This is a genomic window from Saezia sanguinis (assembly GCF_003991585.1).
GTDB classification, from domain to species: domain Bacteria; phylum Pseudomonadota; class Gammaproteobacteria; order Burkholderiales; family Burkholderiaceae_C; genus Saezia; species Saezia sanguinis.
On record NZ_PQSP01000174.1, the window covers coordinates 1 to 244 of the forward strand.

Sequence of the window (244 nt, forward strand, 5' to 3'; positions counted from 1 at the left end):
CAGTACTGGTTCGATCCCCCGATCTCACAGCCGGAAGACATTGCCGATGCCGTCCTGTTCCTCGCGTCGGACGAGTCGAGAACCGTGACCGGAACACAGCTCACCGTCGATCACGGCGCGACCAAGATCTGAACAGTGGCCGGTTCGGCCGTCCAGCAGACTCCGGAGAGCTCTAATCCTGATCTTGCGACGGCGGAAGGTCGGACTCCGCGCCGGCATGCAGGCCCTGCCATCAGCTCCACCC

The 244-nt window shown here is 63.5% G+C and carries 1 protein-coding gene; it reads left to right on the forward strand.

Annotated elements, in window-relative coordinates; all coding sequences use genetic code 11:
* Positions 1-39 precede the first annotated feature (39 nt).
* Positions 40-132, forward strand: coding sequence for an SDR family oxidoreductase (locus CUZ56_RS16230; protein ID WP_275427166.1), 93 nt, complete (start codon positions 40-42; stop codon positions 130-132).
* The last annotated feature ends 112 nt before the right edge of the window (positions 133-244 follow it).